This is a genomic window from Rhizobium sp. EC-SD404, from assembly GCF_902498825.1.
Taxonomy (GTDB): domain Bacteria; phylum Pseudomonadota; class Alphaproteobacteria; order Rhizobiales; family Rhizobiaceae; genus Georhizobium.
Map to the genome: position 1 here is coordinate 3,862,404 of NZ_LR701459.1, position 13,198 is coordinate 3,875,601.

At 62.2% G+C, this 13,198-nt stretch carries 13 protein-coding genes; 4 read left to right on the plus strand and 9 right to left on the minus strand.

Features of this window, described 5'->3' with window-relative positions:
- Window positions 1-250: 250 nt before the first annotated feature.
- Window positions 251-901 carry a hypothetical protein gene (locus GC125_RS19445; RefSeq protein ID WP_151987265.1) on the plus strand — a complete coding sequence of 217 codons (651 nt, stop codon included), beginning with the start codon at window positions 251-253 and terminating at the stop codon, window positions 899-901.
- A 16-nt stretch (window positions 902-917) separates the two neighbouring features.
- Here GC125_RS19445 and GC125_RS19450 read toward each other — a convergent pair whose 3' ends face one another.
- The 3 genes from GC125_RS19450 to GC125_RS19460 form a co-directional block, all read right to left on the minus strand.
- Window positions 918-1,103: a hypothetical protein gene (locus tag GC125_RS19450; protein WP_151987267.1), complete on the minus strand. Its 186-nt coding sequence runs from the start codon at window positions 1,101-1,103 to the stop codon at window positions 918-920.
- Window positions 1,100-2,224, minus strand: a complete 1,125-nt coding sequence (locus GC125_RS19455; RefSeq protein ID WP_151987269.1) for a YeeE/YedE family protein — start codon at window positions 2,222-2,224, stop codon at window positions 1,100-1,102. The genes GC125_RS19450 and GC125_RS19455 overlap by 4 nt, the downstream gene beginning before the upstream one ends.
- A gap of 92 nt (window positions 2,225-2,316) precedes the next feature.
- On the minus strand, window positions 2,317-3,255 hold the full coding sequence (locus GC125_RS19460; RefSeq protein ID WP_199864653.1) for a sulfurtransferase: 939 nt from the start codon (window positions 3,253-3,255) through the stop codon (window positions 2,317-2,319).
- 337 nt (window positions 3,256-3,592) lie between these two features.
- Between GC125_RS19460 and GC125_RS19465 the strand changes: the two genes are divergently transcribed.
- Window positions 3,593-4,249 (plus strand): YrbL family protein, encoded by a 657-nt coding sequence (locus GC125_RS19465; RefSeq protein ID WP_199864654.1) that lies wholly within the window; start codon window positions 3,593-3,595, stop codon window positions 4,247-4,249.
- Window positions 4,250-4,363: 114 nt separating this feature from the next.
- Here the strand turns inward: GC125_RS19465 and GC125_RS19470 are convergent, their stop codons facing one another.
- The 3 genes from GC125_RS19470 to mscL all read right to left on the minus strand — a co-directional run bounded on the left by GC125_RS19470 (window position 4,364) and on the right by mscL (window position 6,799).
- Window positions 4,364-4,960, minus strand: coding sequence for an outer membrane protein (locus tag GC125_RS19470; protein ID WP_199864655.1), 597 nt, complete (start codon window positions 4,958-4,960; stop codon window positions 4,364-4,366).
- A gap of 158 nt (window positions 4,961-5,118) precedes the next feature.
- Entirely contained in the window at window positions 5,119-6,285 is a 1,167-nt protein-coding gene (locus tag GC125_RS19475) for a pyridoxal phosphate-dependent aminotransferase (protein WP_151987277.1), read from the minus strand.
- A gap of 100 nt (window positions 6,286-6,385) precedes the next feature.
- Entirely contained in the window at window positions 6,386-6,799 is a 414-nt protein-coding gene (gene mscL, locus GC125_RS19480; protein ID WP_151987279.1) for a large conductance mechanosensitive channel protein MscL, read from the minus strand.
- Between the two features lie 230 nt (window positions 6,800-7,029).
- On the opposite strand from mscL, the gene GC125_RS19485 reads away from it, so the two are divergent.
- A complete protein-coding gene (locus tag GC125_RS19485) occupies window positions 7,030-10,536 on the plus strand; it encodes a PAS domain-containing hybrid sensor histidine kinase/response regulator (RefSeq protein WP_151987281.1) in 3,507 nt (1,168 codons plus the stop codon).
- 4 nt (window positions 10,537-10,540) lie between these two features.
- Here GC125_RS19485 and GC125_RS19490 read toward each other — a convergent pair whose 3' ends face one another.
- Together GC125_RS19490 and GC125_RS19495 are read right to left on the minus strand one after the other, a co-directional pair.
- A complete protein-coding gene (locus tag GC125_RS19490; protein ID WP_151987283.1) occupies window positions 10,541-11,218 on the minus strand; it encodes a response regulator transcription factor in 678 nt (225 codons plus the stop codon).
- An 83-nt stretch (window positions 11,219-11,301) separates the two neighbouring features.
- Window positions 11,302-11,637: a hypothetical protein gene (locus tag GC125_RS19495; protein WP_151987285.1), complete on the minus strand. Its 336-nt coding sequence runs from the start codon at window positions 11,635-11,637 to the stop codon at window positions 11,302-11,304.
- Between the two features lie 95 nt (window positions 11,638-11,732).
- Between GC125_RS19495 and GC125_RS19500 the strand changes: the two genes are divergently transcribed.
- Window positions 11,733-12,719, plus strand: a complete 987-nt coding sequence (locus GC125_RS19500) for an alpha/beta hydrolase (protein WP_151987287.1) — start codon at window positions 11,733-11,735, stop codon at window positions 12,717-12,719.
- 4 nt (window positions 12,720-12,723) lie between these two features.
- Here the strand turns inward: GC125_RS19500 and GC125_RS19505 are convergent, their stop codons facing one another.
- Entirely contained in the window at window positions 12,724-13,128 is a 405-nt protein-coding gene (locus GC125_RS19505) for a hypothetical protein (RefSeq protein WP_151987289.1), read from the minus strand.
- Between the last annotated feature and the right edge of the window lie 70 nt (window positions 13,129-13,198).

A 13,198-nucleotide genomic window follows, 5' to 3' on the forward strand; every position in this document is an offset into this window, starting at 1 on the left:
AGGTTCAAAAGGCAACCAGTGACGGCGTCTTTGACACCGACAGTCGGGAACTCCGACCTCTGCGCAGCTATCTCATCCAGTCACCTGAATGACCCCCCGATCAAGAAATCGGTGATTGCAAACCGATTGGCACGGTTGCGCGATCTTCGTGAATGGGGTCCGGAAAGATCACTCAATCTTTCGTTGTAGGCGGATTGCCATCGCACCTGGCTGCAGCCATTCTGCGGTCAGGGCTCTGGGGGAAGCAGGCATGGACGCAATCGAGACGATCGGGCGGTTTGAGAACGTCGGGATCAATTGCGAATTCGGCTTCGTTCAGCGCGCGTTGGGATGTGAAGCGGGTGGGTTGCTGCGGTGGGCCTTCTGCCCACCTGCATCGCTGCTCCAGCTCTTCGAACGCGACTTTGCCGGTCTCTTCGCCTTCGAGAGCCTGGAGCCGGACTTCGACATGGTCCGCGACGGGCTATACGACATCGCGTTCCACACCCGCATCCAGTCGGACAGTGGCGGATGGCTCCACGACGAGGACACGCGCCGTGCTTTGCATGCCGATGAAGCGGGCAAGATCGCGCATCTGCTCGGTAAATTCCGTGCGCGCCTTCGAGATCCCGACGTGGTGTTCGTCGTGAAGGACAACCAGGGAATGCCCAACGATCTGCGAAGCAGGCTCTCGGAGGCATTCAACGCCCACAGTCCCGGCCAGCTGCTGGTCGTCGATACAACGTCCGAGCCGGCGCTGGTAGGCACCGTGCGCGACCGGGGCGATTACGTCGAGGGGCTTATCGACCGGTTTGCGCCTTATCCGGAATCCGACAAATTCTCTCCAGCCTGGCTGGCGATGCTGGCCGAATTCGAACGCTGCTATCCGTCGACGTCCCTTGCCGAACGGTCCTACGCGTAAGCGAGACCCCGGCGACTCACGCGCCGGAGCAATGAGCGCCGCCCGGCGCCTGGCCGGAGCCGAGTGCGATGGGGCTCGGAGCGTTGAACGGATCTATGCCGCCCGAAGCCTGGAGATCGGCGGCAGCCAGCACAAGGACAACCAGCATCGTGCTCAACGCGACAAGTGTGCGGCCGGGGAAGCGGTAATGATCGCTGCTCATGCGGGTTGTCCTTCTCCAACAGGGGGCTTCATCGGCTGCAACAGAACAGGGCGAAGCTTGAGGCCGACGCCGGATCCCACGAACGCTGCAGCAAACCACACCCAGCCATGCAGGCTGCCCGTGGAAATGCCACTGAAGAAAGCCCCGACATTGCAGCCGAACGCAATGCGGGCGCTGTAGCCGAGAACGAGGCCCGCGATCAGGATCACGGCCCAGCTCTCGAATTTGAGGCGCTTGACCTGATCACCGACGGGCGCGCGCCAGCGCATCACGAGGAACGCGCCGAAGATGAGGCCGATATTGGTCAGCGACGTGTAATCGGTCAGGATGCTCTGGCTGAGGCGCTCGGCATGCACTGGGCCGGACCAGAAGGCGTTGGCGGCAAGGTCCATGCCGCCAGCCTGGGCGATCTTGGCGCCCCAGAGGCCAAGGCCGTAAACCACACCCCAAGGCTGGCCCGCAACGACGAGGTTGCCGATGGCGAGCAGTGCGATGACGATCGCGGCGATCCACAACCGACGCGGCGGCATCTTCTTGCCCGGTGCCGACCGGAAGATCACCAACGCGGCAATCGCAGCCAGTCCCACAAGCGTCAGCGCTAGGCCGCCATTGGCGCCGGCAATCCCCTGCATCGTCAGCGTCGGAAGCGCGCCGAGCCCTGTCCACCAGTCGAGATGCAAGGTGCCGAGGAAGCTGCCGGCGATGAAGCCGACGAGTGCCACGGCGCCGATCAGATTGCCGCTGCCGGCATTGACGAGCGTTCCCGATCCGCACCCCATGACCAGCTGCATGGCCGCGCCGAACACGAAAGCGCCGGCGATCATGGCCAGACCGATCGGGGCATGGGCACCGATCAGTTCGCCGGGCGCAGAGGCAAGCAGAGGAATGGCCACGGCCGCGGTCAGCCCGATCGCCAGCAGCTGCGCGACGAGCCCGCGTCCATCCTTCTCGGTGATCATCACCCGCCATGGACCGGCAAAGCCAAATCGAAGTCCTTCGAGCGCCAGGCCGAAGCCGATGCCGACGAGGACGAGAAGGGCAGCGCGCGGACCGGCGAGGCCGAACACGACGATCACGAGCACGAGGCTGGCGACGATCAGAGACAGACGGTTGAGGATCATATCAATCACTACCTGAACAATGCGAACCGCGCCCGATCAGGGCGCGGTGGATTTGGGTCAAACGAGATCATGCATTTCGCCCGATCTTCAGATCAGGAGAAGAAGCTTTCCACCCAGCGCTTCGTCGACAGCCAGTAATAGGTGAAGGCGCCGGGCTGGTTGGCGACAGGGCGATCGGCCTGGGTCCACTCTGCCATGCTCTCGGCGTAAAGACGGGTGTTTTCCACGCCGGCCATTTCACTCAGCGCGAACCAGTTGATGGCCGCCCAATGGCCCGTGTTGCAGAAGGATACCGTAAGCGGCGCATCGGTCTGCCCGTAATCCTCGGCGATCTGGCGGGCTGCCGGCGCATCCACCATGCGGTTGCCTTCGAACCAGCTTTCATAGGTCAGATTGCCGGCGTCGGGCAGCGTTCCCGGATCGGCGACGGTCCACATGATGCCTTCGAAGAAACTCTGCGGGCGAGCGTCGATCAGGCGTGCGTCGCCCGAGGCGACATGCTGCTCGACTTCCTCGGTGGAAACGCGCCACTGGTCCGACCATTCGGGCTCCCAGGTGCTTGCCGTCACAGTGCCGGCTTCGTTCGACACGTCGAGGCCCGCTTCGCGCCAAGCCGTGAACCCACCATTGACCAGCGCGAGATCCTCGACGCCGAGCGACTTCAACGTCCAGTAAACGCGTGCCGCCGTGCCCATGTCGGTCGTGTCTGCTCCCTCGTGCACGAGGACCACCGGCGTATCCGCCTCGATGCCGAGGCTCTGGACGAGGTCCTGGTAATACTCGACTTCGCGGAGTGCGCCGGGGTTTTCTGCAGGGCCACGCCACTCGGCGTAAGGAGCAGAAACGGCGCCAGGGATGAAGCCGCTCTCGCCGCTGACGCGAATGATGCGGACATTCTCGTCCTGCGCCAGGATTGCAGACAGCTCCTGCGGCTCCAGAAGCGGCTTCCAGCCGTCCGGTGCAGCAAAAGCGGTGCTGGCGAGAAGGGGCGAAACGAGAGCTGCGATCAGCAGGCTGCGCGCATGGGTCATCGTGAACTCCGACAATAAACAAGGAAAATCTTGAATGCTAAATATGGGTCTGACAGCCATTTGACAAACCGCAACCGGGGCGTATTCGGGCTCTTTTCTGAGCAAGGCGATCCATGCAGAAAATTTGCCCGCCCAGAGCGCACGACACGGGATGTTGCGGAACGTAATGTGCAGATAACGATAATCTATTTCCCGAAAGATCCGCTGATTCCAGGCTCGTCCACGGCGTAACCGCCTTGACGCATGTCCCTTTTAGTTCAATGACGGGCAATCCTTTGGCACAAGACGCCTGTTCGCACCGGAGTGAAGCGCGATTTTTTCCAGCAGCCATCACGATGTGCTCGACCTGACCGATGTGCCCCTCATCGGCCAGGGCACGAAGCGACGGGTATTCCATCACCCGGGCGATCCAAGCTGCTGCATCAAAATCGTACGGCCGGACCTGGAAAACTGGACGCGACCGTTCCAAGGCTGGAAGCGCTACTTTTATCGCTCCGGCGCCCAATCCATGCAGATCGACGAGTTGCGCGAACAGTTCGCCCTCTATGCGCGCGGCGGTTATCCGGATTTCCTGACGCCCATCCTCGGGCTGCTGGAAACCAACCTCGGCCCGGGGCTCGTCGTCGGGATTGTGCGTGACGACGACGGTACGCTCGCACCCGATGTCCGCCAGATGATCCTGCGCAAGACTTTCACGCCCGCCGCCGAGCAGGCGGTGGAAGACTTCTTCCGCAAGGTGCTTGCCGCGCCCATCGTCATCAGCGATCTGACGCCGCAGAACATATGCTGCGCACGTCGCGGCAACGGCTATGAGTGCTTCATGGTCGACGGCTGGGGCGACGACAGCCTTCTGAAGCTGAAATCCTTCAGCGCCGGCATCAACACGCTGCTGAAACGCTTCGCGATCGCGCAATGCCGCAGCAAGATGCGAAACTATCAGGCGTTGGTTGCAAAGGGTGCGATCGACGAACAGACCGGAGCACAGCCGGTCTGAGATGCCTGCGCTGACGCAAAGCGACAGCCGACCGGCTTAATCGCTCAATCTTCGACATGCAAAAAGGGGCAAGCTTTCGCTCACCCCTTTTGAAGCACTCTCGCTGGAAAGCGATCAGAACTTGAAGGAAGCTTTGGCCTTCAGCGTGTGAACCGTGACGTCGATGCCCGAATTATCGAAGTCCGAGAAGTCGTGGTAGAGGTACTCGGCGCCAACGATGATGCTGTCGGTCGCAGCAAAATCAACACCTGCGCCGGCAGCCCAACCGAAGTCGCTCAGATCACCGAGAGCCGTGTCGGACGTGGCGTAAGCAGCGCCGCCCGTTCCGTAAACCATCGCACGACCGAGATCGACACCGGCGCGCAGCTTGGCGCGAGCGACGCCGTCGATTTCGCCGAGGCCGCCGTCGATTTCGATGTTGGCGAAGTCATAGTCGACTTCGGCGCCGACGACGAAGCCACCAAGATCATAGTTGTAACCAGCGTGCACACCACCGAGAACGCCATCAGCGTCGACGTCGGCAACGCCGGTGTCGAGCTCTGCCCAGGCGTAGCCGGCCTGGACACCGATGTAAGGGCCGGTCCAGTCGAAGCCGGGCGCAACCATCGGGGCGCTGATCGGAGCGGGTTCGTTGTAAACGATTGCGTCGGCGGCAAATGCCGAAGCGGACATGACGGTCGAGGCGAGTGCAACTGCGATGATGTGCTTCATTTTTTGCTCCATACGCGACCCGGTTTGGGGGGTGGGTCGCTCAAATTTCATGAGCGCAATATCGCGCAAATTATGAACCAAACCTTTACGATCCAATTCAATTTCTCCACGTTTTCAGCGCTGTGGCCCAGTTGCAACAGGCCAAGGCCTGGGACGCGTCAACGGTCGGCGATGAAGGCCTGCAGCCGATCGGCAGCGGCTGTCACATGGTCGAGGCGTCGCAGGAAGCAGGCGCGGAAAAAGGCCGAGCCACCGGCGCCGAATGCCGTTCCCGGCGCGAGGCCGACTGCGGTGCTGTCGACGATGTCGAGCGCAGCCCGTCTTGGATCGTCGATGCCGTCGATGGCGAAGAACGCGTAGAACGCCCCATCCGGCTTGACGAGGCGCACGCGGTTGGTCGCCAGCAGCGCATCGCAGAAGAGATCACGCGCCTGGCGCGCTCGCTCGACCTGTTCGTCGACGAAGCCATCGCCATGCTCGAGCGCTGCGGCCGCGCCCTGCTGCAGGAAATGCGGCACGCCCGACGTCGCGTATTGAATGAGGTTTTCCAGCACCTGGCCGAGTTCAGGTGGCGCCGTGATCCACCCCATTCGCCAGCCGGTCATCGCCCAGTTTTTGGAGAAGGAATTGACGAAGAGGATGCGGTCGCCTTCTTCCCGGATGTCGAAGAAGGACGGCGCGCGACCGCCGGCATAGTAAAAGCGCGAATAGATTTCGTCCGCCATGATCCACAGGCCGTGGCGCCGCGCGAGATCGAGGATCTGCTTGAGATCGTCGGTCGACGCGCTCCAGCCGGTCGGGTTGGACGGCGAGTTGACGAAGATCGCCTTGGTACGCGGCGTGATGGACGCTTCGAGCTTGCCGATATCGAGGCTCCAGCCCCGCTCGGTGAACTCGAGAAGCACAGGCACCGGCTGTGACCCGCTGATGGTTACCGCCGCCGGGAAGTTCGGCCAGGCCGGCGACAGGTAGAGCACCTCTGATCCTGCCGGAACGATCGCTTCCAGGCCGATGCGGATCGCCTGCATGCCGGAAACTGTGACGTAGAACTCGTTCGCGTCGAAAGATGCGCCAAAATGGCGAGCATGGTAGCGCGCCAGTTCCTGCCGCAGATTGGGGATGCCACGCTGCCAGGTGTAGAACGTCTCGCCGCGCGTCAGCGAGGCCGACGCGGCCTCTGAGATGAACGCCGGTGTCGGCTGGTCCCCCTCGCCGACCCAAAGCGCAATCAGCCCTTCACGGCCTCGCCCGTGATTGACGACTTCGACAATCCCGCTTTCCGGCACGGAATGCGCGATCGGGCTCAGATGGTCCATAAGGGACATGAATGTGCTCCGCCTCTTGATCGGCATTGCCTATCGCGATTCGAGGCGGTGCACACGTCATAAGCACTGATCGACGGATCGATGCCGATGATGGACGAACCTACCTCTTCAGCAGGTCCCTGATCTCGGTCAGAAGCAGGATATCGGCGGGCGGAGCGATGTCTTGCGCCGGGTCTTCCTGCTTGCGGCGAAGCCGGTTCACGCCCTTGACCATCAGGAAGATGATGAAGGCGAGGATGACGAAATTGATCAAGACCGTGAGGAAGTTACCGTATGCGAGAACCGCGCCCTGCTCGCGGGCGGCTGCCAGCGTGTTGGCCGTGACGTCGGACGACAGCGGAATGAAGTAGTTCGAAAAATCGACGCCCGAGCCGAGAACCGCTCCAACGAGCGGCATGACGACATCATCGACAACCGAGGAAACGATCAGACCGAAGGCTCCGCCGATGATGACACCGACTGCCAGGTCCATGACGTTGCCACGGGCAATAAACTCCTTGAACTCGTTCAGCATTGACTACCCTCCGTTGGCGGTCGGAAACCCTTCGACCAGGCCGGCGTGCTGGAACCGGCCTCGCGCAGAATTATCACAAGCAATGGTGCACCACGATACGGTTTCGCGCATGCGGTATGAGTTGCGCACCGTCTTTCGCATGATTTGCGCGAAGTCCGGATCGCGATATGCTTTCTTGTAGTCATCGACGGTATGTCTGTCTATGACGACAGGGCGATTGGGGAGGTTGAATGGTCGCCGGCTGGGTCATTTTCTGTTCGGCGCTGTTTTACATGCTGCTGCTTTTCGCCATTGCGACCTATGGCGACAAGATCGGCATGCGCCCCAAGCGGCGGCTTGCCGGCCGGCCCGTCATTTTTGCGCTGAGCCTCGCGATCTACTGCACGTCCTGGACCTATTTCGGCTCCGTGGGGCTCGCAACGGAGCGCGGCCTTGAATTTCTCGGGATCTATATCGGCCCGATCCTGATGTTCACGATCGGCTTTCCCGTCATCCGGCGCATCGTGCGCCTCGCCAAGGCGGAAAAGATCACCTCCATCGCCGATTTTATAGCGGCGCGCTACGGCAAGAACCCGCTGGTTGCCGGCATCGTCGCCTTGATCGCCGTTATCAGCGCCGTCCCCTACATCGCCCTGCAGCTCAAGGCCGTTTCCAGCAGCGTGACGGCCATCGTCAATGCAAATGGCGCCGGCGGCATTCGCGAGTCCTTCCTCGTCACCGAAATATCGCTGGTCGTCGCCGGAATGCTCGCCGTCTTCGCCGTGATCTTCGGCACCCGCCATACGGACGCGACCGAGCACCAGGATGGCCTGATCCTCGCCATCGCCATGGAATCGGTCGTCAAGCTCATCGCTTTCACCATGGTCGGCCTCTTCGTCGTCTATTGGATCTTCGATTCCCCCGGGGCGCTGTTCGAAGCCGCACAGATGAACGCCCAGGCCGTCGAAGCCATGGCCTACGAAACCTCGCTCGGCCGTTGGATCCTGCTGACCGTGCTGTCGGCCTTCGCGATCATCCTCCTGCCGCGCCAGTTCCATGTGACCGTCGTGGAAAACCGCACCCACGACGAACTGAAGACCGCAGCCTTCCTGTTCCCGGCCTATCTGATCGCCATCAATCTCTTCGTGTTGCCGGTCGCGCTCGCCGGCCTCATCGTCTTCGACGGCGGCGGAGACGTCGATTTGTATCTGCTTTCCCTGCCGCTCGCTTTCGATGTCCCGGAGCTTACGCTCATCACCTTCATCGGCGGGTTTTCGGCAGCGACTGCGATGGTCATCGTCGCCTCGGTCGCGATTTCGATCATGATCTCCAACGACATCGTCATGCCGGTGCTGTTGCGCCAGAGTTCGTTCCGCCGCTCGATCGCCGGCCGCGATGCCTCCCTGACGATCCTGCGCATCCGTCGAACAGCCATCTTCTTCACCGTGTTCCTCGGCTACTGCTATTTCCGCGCTTCCGATGTCAGCGGTGGATTGGCGTCCATCGGCCTTCTGTCCTTCGCCGCGATCGCCCAACTCGCGCCAGCGCTTTTCGGTGGCCTCATCTGGCGCGGCGCGAATGCTCGCGGTGTCGTGGCTGGCCTGATCGGCGGGACGCTTGTCTGGTTCTATCTCCTGTTCATCCCGAGCCTCGGCGGGCCGGAGCAGACCGTCCTGTCGGCCCAGATCCTGAGTTTCCTGCTTCCGGGAATGGACGCCACTTCGCCGGCCATGGCCGATCCGCTATTGAACGCAACCGTCTTGAGCCTCGGCCTCAATATCCTGCTCTATGTCGCCGGATCCCTGTCGCGTGATCTCAAGCCGCTCGAGCGGCTGCAGGCGAACGTCTTCATTCCCCAGCGCTCGCTGGCGAACCCCGCCTCCGGCCGCTGGTCCACCAAGGTGACCGTCAAGGATCTGAAGACCACCATCGCGCGTTATCTGGGCGAGCGGCGCACGGAACGTTCCTTCCATACCTACGAGACGACGACCGGCCGCTGGCTGGAACCCCAGTCGGCGGTGGACATGGGCCTGGTGCGGTTTGCCGAACAGCTGCTAGGCAGCGCCATCGGCTCCGCATCCTCGCGCCTGGTGTTGTCTCTGCTGTTCCAGAAGCACGATGACACCTCAGCCGCCACGGCGAGGCTTCTCGACGAGGCGTCGGAAGCGCTGCAATACAATCGCGACCTGTTGCAGACGGCGCTCGGCCAGATGGACCAAGGCATCACGGTCTTCGACCATCTCAGCCGGCTGACCGTGTGGAACACGCGCTTTCGCGATCTGCTCGGATTGCCCGAAGCCGTCGGACAGGTCGGGTTTCCTCTGCGCGAAATCATCGCGATCATGAAGGAGCGCGGCGATATCGAGCCGAAACAGGCCGACAAGGTGCTGGCCGACTTCATGGTGATGGACAAGGCCTTCGCGCTCGAGCTCGAAAGCCTCGGCCGCATCATCGAAATCCGGTCAAACCCGATGCCGGACAAGGGCATCGTCACCACCTACGCCGACATCACGCAGCGCGTGAAGGCCGATATCGCCCTCAAGCAGATCAACGAAACGCTGGAGCAGCGCGTCGCCGAGCGCACCTTCGAGCTGACGCAAGTGAACGAGCAATTGGCGGAAGCACGAGCAACTGCAGAAGAGGCCAACATCGGCAAGACCCGCTTCCTCGCAGCAGCCGGCCACGACATTCTCCAGCCGCTCAATGCCGCCCGGCTCTATTCGTCCGCCCTGGTCGAACGCCTCGACGATACGGCGAACCGGGACCTCGCCACCAACATCGATTCCTCACTCGATTCCGTGGAATCGATTCTCGGCGCCGTGCTGGATATCTCCCGTCTTGATACCGGAGCGATGAAGCCACGGTTCTCCGTCGTGGCCCTCGATGAACTCTTCCGTCGCATTGAAACGGACTTCGCGCCGGTGGCGACCGCCGGCAATCTGCGTTTCAAGGTGATGAAGACGTCGCTCGTCGTGAGAACCGACCCCAACCTGCTGCGCCGCCTGATCCAGAATCTCGTCTCGAACGCACTCAAATACACCAAGAGCGGTGGCGTCGTCGTCGGCGCGCGTCGCCGGGGCAAAGACGTCGAGATCCAGGTGATCGATACGGGCATCGGCATCCCGTCCTCCAAATTCCGCACCGTCTTCAAGGAATTCGCCCGGCTCGAAGAAGGCATACGCACCGCCAGCGGCCTCGGTCTCGGCCTCTCCATCGTCGATCGCATGGCGCGCGTGCTCAATCACCGCGTCAGCCTCAGCTCCGTGTCAGGACGCGGCACCGATTTCCGTGTCACGGTCCCGGTTGAGAAGACCAGCCGCGTGGCGACCGCGGAGAAGATCGGTGGCCAAGACATGCGGCCGATGACGAGCCTCGGTGGCTTGCGCGTTCTCGTGCTGGACAACGAAAAGCGGATCACCGAAGGCATGATCACCTTGCTCTCGGGTTGGGGCTGCTCAGTCTCGGGGTTGCATTCGATCGCCGATATCGATGCGCTCTCGCCCACTCATCCGGTGCCAGAAGCGCTGATCGTCGATTATCATCTGGATGATGGCGATGGCATCGGGGCGGTCATCCGCCTGCGCAAGCATTTCGCGGCCGATTTGCCGGCGCTGATGGTCACCGCAGATCGAACGGTCGAGGTGCGGACCATGGCGGACGCCGAGGGCATCGCCATCCAGAACAAGCCGGTGCGTCCCGCGGCGCTGCGTGCCTTCCTGACCCGGATCGCCGCTTCGCGTCGTCAGGCGGCGGAATAGCGCGTCAGTGCGTCGAAGCGCTTTCGGGAAGCGCGTTCAATCCGCCCATACCGATGCGCGACAGCTGGATGACCGCCTGTGTGCGGCTGTCGACGCCGAGCTTCTGTAAAACCGCTGACACATGGGCCTTGATCGTGGCTTCCGAAACGCTGAGTTCGTAGGCGATCTGCTTGTTCAGCAGGCCTTCGGCCAGCATGCCGAGCACTCGGCTCTGCTGGGGAGTGAGCGTTTGCAGGCGGCGGATGAGATCCTGGACTTCGGTGTCCGCTTCCTCGGCCACATCGATCGATGCTGGAACCCAGACTTCGCCATCCAGCACAGCGCGCACGGCAGCGCGGATGTCTTCGATGCTGGCGGATTTCGGGATGAAGCCAGATGCACCGAGATCGAGCACGCGCCGGATCGTCGCGCCATCGTCCGAAGCCGACACGATCACGACCGGGAGGCTGACGAACTCCGCACGCAGGGATATGAGCCCCGAAAGGCCGCTTACGCCCGGCATGGCGAGATCGAGCAGCATGATGTCGGCATCGGGATTGTCGAGAACCGCCTGCCGCGTCGCGTCGAAATCGCCAGACTCGACGATCTCGACGGCGTCACCCAATCCATTGAGCGCCTGCCGCAATGCGCCGCGAAACAGCGGGTGGTCATCGGCGATGATGATTGTCGTGTTCGAAGTCAAATGCCCCTCCCGACGGCGCTTCGGTTAGACCTCCGCCCGGGCGCCGACACTGGACGCTAATGCTAGACGCGAACGCCCTGCGTTCAAAGCGCTTTCTGGCCTTGTCCACGAACGGACGCAATCGCATGGCCGGCCCACTCCCGGATTTTGCGCCAACGCACCACGAACCAGAGGGCGGTCCAGAGATTCCCGAGAAATGGAAGCGGCACGCACCAAAGAAGAACGAGCAGCGGTCGCCGCTCGACGAGCGCGATGATCACACCGAAAAGAAAGAGGCCCAGATAGAGATCCACGAGTGAGACGATCCCCCAGGGATCGGAGGTGAGAAAGCTGCCCGTCGCCCAGAAATCGCCCGTGAGGCTCGCCCAGACGATGAGCAGCCCGAATGCCAGCCCGAACAATCCAATTATGATCCGCATTTCCGACTCTCCCCGTTCGTACGATCCATTGCCATCCGTGAATGCAGCCATATGGTGCGGAGCGACGAGAGCGACAGTGCGGGATGAGGTGTGTGATGAGATCGATGGATTGGCCGGGCCCCGAAATTTTCGCGCCCGAAAGCATCGATGAGGAAACACGCGCGCTGAATGAGAGCATCCTGGCGCGGCTGGCCGCGGCGCCCGACATCTGGTCGTTCAGCCTGCCGGAGATCAGAAAGGCGCGCGCTGCCGGACGCGGGTCCTTTCCACTGCCGCCGCCCGACAGCCACACGATCGAACTGACGATCGAGGGGGACGACGGAAATCCGATCGGACTGCGCGTCATGCATCCGCTGACGCGGGCCCCGCGCGGCACCTATCTGCATTTCCACGGCGGTGGATGGGTGATGGGAACGGCGCGCGAGAACGACGTTCGTTTGCGGCGCCTGGTCGAAGTGACAGGCTTGTCGGCGATCTCGGTCGACTACCGGCTTGCGCCCGAACACCCCTTTCCCGCTGCCATCGACGATTGCCTGACGGCTGCCCTGTGGCTCAACGGCGAAGGCGGAGCGGATTTCGAGCGGTCCGTTCTCGTGATCGGCGGTGAATCGGCCGGCGCGCATCTCGCCGTGGCGGTTCTGATCGCGCTGCGTGATCGCTACCGTCTGACGCCGTTCGCAGCCGCCAATCTGACGGCGGGTTGCTTCGATCTGTCTCTGACACCGAGCGTGCGCAACTGGGGAACCGACAAGCTTATCCTCAACACCAGGGACGTCGAGAAATTCGTCGAGCATTTCGTGCCGACGACGGTCGACCGGCGCGATCCGGCAGTGTCCCCGCTTTACGCGGATCTGACCGACATGCCGCCTGCGCTGTTTTCCTGCGGCACCGCCGATCTCCTCATCGACGACACGCTGTTCATGGCGTCCCGCTGGCTGGCTGCCGGCAACTTGACCGAGATCGATATCGCTCCGGGCGGATGCCACGTCTTCCAGAGCTTCGAGACACGCTTGGCCGAAGCCAGTCACGCTCGGATCGAGACCTTCATCAACAGCCGGATCGACGCGGTCTTGTCGAGGTAAGCGATCAGGTGCGGGTTCCGTCTTCGGTGGTGCCCAGCTCCTGCTGGAATTCCTGAATCATGCCGAAGAAGCGGCGCATGAAGCTTTCCATGATGCCCATGGCGCGGTCGATCTCTTCGTCTGGAGGCAAATCGGCCGAGGACATCTGTCCGATCCGCTCCTCCAGCGCCGTGACGCGATCCGACAATGCGTCGAGGTCCGTCTCAAAGGCCTGACGATCGTCGGCCGCCAGACGGCACACGAGATCCTCTCCCTGCTCGCGGCAGACGGAGACCTCGCCGGTCTGCCGATCCATGCGCACGAACCCGTCTTCGGTACGCTCCATCGAGTAGCGCCCGTCTTCCTGCGCGACGGCAGGACCGGCCAAAACGCCGACGATCAGTGCGGCGGCGGGAAATTTGTGCAACATCGTCGCCTCCAATTGCTTAATCTCGGCCACTATGCCCATTGAAACGCGTCCGAAATAGGATATCCGGATC

Coding starts and splice junctions, on each gene's coding strand:
- GC125_RS19445 (WP_151987265.1), top strand. CDS start 251: ATGGACGCAATCGAGACGATCGGGCGGTTTGAGAACGTCGGGATCAAT.
- GC125_RS19450 (WP_151987267.1), bottom strand. CDS start 1,103: ATGAGCAGCGATCATTACCGCTTCCCCGGCCGCACACTTGTCGCGTTG.
- GC125_RS19455 (WP_151987269.1), bottom strand. CDS start 2,224: ATGATCCTCAACCGTCTGTCTCTGATCGTCGCCAGCCTCGTGCTCGTG.
- GC125_RS19460 (WP_199864653.1), bottom strand. CDS start 3,255: ATGACCCATGCGCGCAGCCTGCTGATCGCAGCTCTCGTTTCGCCCCTT.
- GC125_RS19470 (WP_199864655.1), bottom strand. CDS start 4,960: ATGAAGCACATCATCGCAGTTGCACTCGCCTCGACCGTCATGTCCGCT.
- GC125_RS19475 (WP_151987277.1), bottom strand. CDS start 6,285: ATGTCCCTTATGGACCATCTGAGCCCGATCGCGCATTCCGTGCCGGAA.
- mscL (WP_151987279.1), bottom strand. CDS start 6,799: ATGCTGAACGAGTTCAAGGAGTTTATTGCCCGTGGCAACGTCATGGAC.
- GC125_RS19485 (WP_151987281.1), top strand. CDS start 7,030: ATGGTCGCCGGCTGGGTCATTTTCTGTTCGGCGCTGTTTTACATGCTG.
- GC125_RS19495 (WP_151987285.1), bottom strand. CDS start 11,637: ATGCGGATCATAATTGGATTGTTCGGGCTGGCATTCGGGCTGCTCATC.
- GC125_RS19500 (WP_151987287.1), top strand. CDS start 11,733: ATGAGATCGATGGATTGGCCGGGCCCCGAAATTTTCGCGCCCGAAAGC.
- GC125_RS19505 (WP_151987289.1), bottom strand. CDS start 13,128: ATGTTGCACAAATTTCCCGCCGCCGCACTGATCGTCGGCGTTTTGGCC.